Genomic DNA, 3,785 nt, shown 5'->3' on the forward strand with positions numbered 1-3,785 from the left:
GTCATTTCACCGGAGCCGTCGGCAGGATAGTCAGTTCGTGAACGTCGACATGAGGCGGCTGCGACAGCGCGTAGACGACGCTGCGGGCAACGTCCTCGGGCCGTAGCGCATCCGACGGCGGAGCGTCGAAGAAGGGCGTGTCCACCATTCCGGGCTCGATCAGGGTGACCCTGACCCCCGTCCCGCGCAACTCCTCCCGCAGGCCGTAGCCGATGGCGGAAACGGCCCATTTGGTCGCCGCATACATGGAGCCGGCCAGCACCCGCCGGCCCGCCACCGAACCGGTGATCACGACATGGCCGCGCACCGCCTTCAGGTGCTCCAGCGTAACCTGGAGCGTGTAGGCGACGCCCAAGATGTTGACGTCCACCATCTTGCGCCAGCTCTCCGGCGGCGCTCCGGAGAACCCGCCGGGTTGGCCGCCGGTACCGGCATTCGCGAAGACGGCATCGATCCGGCCGAAGCGCTCGATGGCGGCTTCCGCCATCCGCCGCTGGTCTTCATAGTCGGTGACGTCGCAGGCGACGGCGACGGCGCGGTCTTCCCCGATCTCCCCGACCAGCGCCTCGAGCTTGTCGGCGGAGCGGGCGACGAGAACGAGGCTCCACCCCTCCCCGGCCGCCGCGCGGGCCGTAGCGGCGCCGATGCCGCTGGATGCGCCGGTGATGAGCAGAACCTTGGCGTCGGCCATGTGCTAAAATCCCTTGATATGAAACCTGCGCCCTTGAGAAACATCAAAGCTCCGCACCGGTTCCTCGTCAGGGTTCTTCCAGTCAGGGTTCTTCCGGCGGCCCTCTCCCCGTCTGGCGGATGACGTATCCCGTCCCGACGGCGACCATCACCGCCAAGCCGTACCAGGTAAGCGCGTAGACGAGATGATTGTTGTGGAGCCTGATGACGGTAAGGCCGCCGACCGGCCAACCCGGTCCCTCGGATACGGCATCGGCGGATGCGGCATCGGCGGATGCGGCATCGGCATCGATGAAATAGGGCGCTACATCGGTGAGGCCCCGTGCAGCGGCGATGGCCTCGACATCGCGCGAAAACCAGCGTTCGGCGGCAGGGTCGTTCGACCGAAGCAGCATTCCGCCCGGTTCGGTTATCCGAAGCAGGCCGGTGACCGTCGTTTCGCCGGCGACCATCGTCGCTTGACGGGACACCGGATCGCGCCGGTCGGGCGGAACGAAGCCGCGATTGACCAGCACGAGTGATCCGTCATCCAGCCTCAGCGGGGTCAGTACCCAGAAGCCGGGGCCAAGTTCGGTCGAAGCCGTCACCAGCGTTTCGCGGTCGTTCAGGAAATTGCCGCTGACGCTGACGTGCCGGTACTCGTGATCGGCAGCCGTGACCCCGGCCCATTCCTCCCGCTCCGGCGCCGCGACCGGCGGCGCGTGAACGCGCGTCTCGATTCGCTGGATCAGGTCGAGCTTCCATGACCGCCGCTCCACCTGCCACGTCCCCAGCGCGACCAGCAGGCAGAAGACCACGGCCGCGGCGATGCCGAGGCAGATCAGCGACGCTTTGGAGGGCCGCCGGTCCCCGGCGGCATCCGGCCCGGAATCGTCTAGGTCTGCCGGTTTCCTGGCCGGTTGCATGGAGGATCGCCGCGCGGACGAGCTGAGGATGTCCGCCCGTCAGGGCATGCTGCGCATATGCGCAGGCGACATCGGCATCATGTTGGCATCCAGGTGCGACATCACCCACAGCGAACCGGCCAGGGTGATGACGACGAGAATGGAGGTGAAGATCAGCGCCAGCACCGTCCAGCCGCCTTCCGATTTCGAATTCAGGTGCAGGAAGTAGACCATGTGGACCACGATCTGCACGAAGGCGAAGATCAGGATGACGACCGCCCCGACCATGGGATTCCGGAAGACGTCGTAGATCACGATCCAGAACGGGATCGCGGTCAGGACGGCCGCGAGAACGAAGCCGATCAGGTAATCCTTGAAGGAACCATGATGGGCGCCGGCATCGTCGTGGTCGTCCGTGTCGTGATGCTCCACGGTATTCTGCCGCTCGCTCTGCGCGCTCATGCGAGGAGGACTCCCATCAGGTAAACGAAGGTGAACACGCCGATCCAGATCACGTCCAGGAAGTGCCAGAACATGCCCAGGCACAGCAGCCTGCGGCGGTTCTCCGGGATGAACCCGTGTTTCGGCAACTGGAACATCAGCGTGACCAGCCAGACGATGCCGAACGTCACGTGCAGCCCGTGGGTGCCCACGAGAGCGAAGAACGCGGACAGGAAGGCGCTGCGCTGGGGACCCGCGCCCTCTTCGATCAGGTGATGGAACTCGTAGAGTTCGATCCCGAGAAAGCCGAGGCCGAAAAGGCCGGTGACGCCGAGCCAGAACAGCGTCAATCCCATCCGCCGCTTCTCCACTTCCAGCATCGCCACGCCATAGGTGATCGACGAGAACAGGAGCAGCGACGTGTTGAGCGCGATCAGCGGGAGATCGAACAGGTCAGCCGGCGATGGGCCGGCGGCATAGTTGCGGCCGAGCACGCCATAGGTCGCGAACAGGACCGCGAAGATGAGCGCATCGCTCATCAGGTAGATCCAGAAGCCGAGCATCGTGCTGCCTTCGGCATGATGCTCTTCGGTCTCGTAGAAGACCGGGGCTTCCGCGTCGCTTGCCGGGGCGTGTGCCGGGGCGTGTCGGGGCACGGTCTTGGCCGCGGTGTCCGCGGTTCCGGGATGGGCTGTCATGTCAGTCCGCCTACTCCGCCGCTAGCGCTTGGGTGCGCCTGTTTTCGGACCTCATGACCTCCTCGGCCGGGATGTAGAAGTCGCGCTTGTAGTTGAAGGTGTGGACGATCGCGACCACCAGCAGCCCGATGAAGGAAGCGGCGGCCAGCCACCAGATGTACCAGATCAGCGCGAAGGCGAGCACGGTGCTGAGGCCGGACAGGATTATCCCCGTGCTCGTGTTCTTCGGCATATGGATGGGCCGGTAGCCTTCGGTCGGCCGGGTGTGGCCGCGCCGCTTCATGTCCCACCAGGCATCCAGGTCGTGAATGACCGGCGTGAACGCGAAGTTGTAGTCGGGCGGCGGCGACGACGTGGACCATTCCAGCGTCCGCCCATGCCAGGGGTCGCCGGTAACGTCGCGCAGCTGGTGCCGCTTCATGAAGCTGACCACCATCTGGATGATGAAGGAGGCGATGCCCAGCGCGATCAGGCAGGCGCCGAAGGTCGAGATCATGAACCAGATCTGAAGCGACGGGTCGTCGAAGTGGTTCAGCCGGCGCGTCACGCCCATCAGGCCCAGCACGTACATCGGCATGAAGGCGAAGTAGAAGCCGGTCAGCCAGAACCAGAACGACGTAGCTCCCCAGAAATGGTCGAGCTTGTAGCCGAAGGCCTTGGGCCACCAGTAATTGATGCCCGCCATCAGGCCGAACACGACGCCGCCGATGATGACGTTGTGGAAGTGGGCGATCAGGAACAGGCCGTTGTGCAGCACGAAGTCGGCCGGAGGCACCGCCAGCAGCACGCCGGTCATTCCGCCGATCACGAAGGTCACCATGAAGCCGATCGTCCACAGCATCGGGACCTCGAAGCGGATCCGCCCGCGATACATCGTGAACAGCCAGTTGAAGATCTTGGCGCCGGTCGGGATCGAGATGATCATCGTCGTGATGCCGAAGAAGGCGTTCACGCTTGCCCCGGACCCCATCGTGAAGAAGTGGTGCAGCCAGACCAGATACGACAGGATGGTGATGACCACGGTTGCGTAGACCATGGACGCGTAGCCGAACAGGCGCTTGCCGCAGAAGGT

Annotated in this window: 5 protein-coding genes; all 5 read right to left on the bottom strand. The window is 64.6% G+C overall.

Going from position 1 to position 3,785, the window contains the following annotated elements; translation table 11 throughout:
• Window position 1: 1 nt before the first annotated feature.
• Window positions 2-691 (bottom strand): SDR family oxidoreductase, encoded by a 690-nt coding sequence (locus AC5JJ6_RS03365; protein ID WP_496040689.1) that lies wholly within the window; start codon window positions 689-691, stop codon window positions 2-4.
• Window positions 692-773: 82 nt separating this feature from the next.
• Entirely contained in the window at window positions 774-1,595 is an 822-nt protein-coding gene (locus AC5JJ6_RS03370) for an SURF1 family protein (protein WP_496040690.1), read from the bottom strand.
• A gap of 39 nt (window positions 1,596-1,634) precedes the next feature.
• On the bottom strand, window positions 1,635-2,036 hold the full coding sequence (gene cyoD / locus AC5JJ6_RS03375) for a cytochrome o ubiquinol oxidase subunit IV (RefSeq protein ID WP_496040691.1): 402 nt from the start codon (window positions 2,034-2,036) through the stop codon (window positions 1,635-1,637).
• Window positions 2,033-2,713, bottom strand: coding sequence for a cytochrome o ubiquinol oxidase subunit III (gene cyoC / locus AC5JJ6_RS03380; protein WP_496040692.1), 681 nt, complete (start codon window positions 2,711-2,713; stop codon window positions 2,033-2,035). Before cyoC ends, cyoD begins: the two co-directional genes overlap by 4 nt.
• A 10-nt stretch (window positions 2,714-2,723) precedes the next feature.
• On the bottom strand, window positions 2,724-3,785 hold a 1,062-nt coding region (locus AC5JJ6_RS03385; protein ID WP_496040693.1), incomplete at its 5' end, for a cbb3-type cytochrome c oxidase subunit I.

The organism is Skermanella sp. (genome assembly GCF_059503625.1).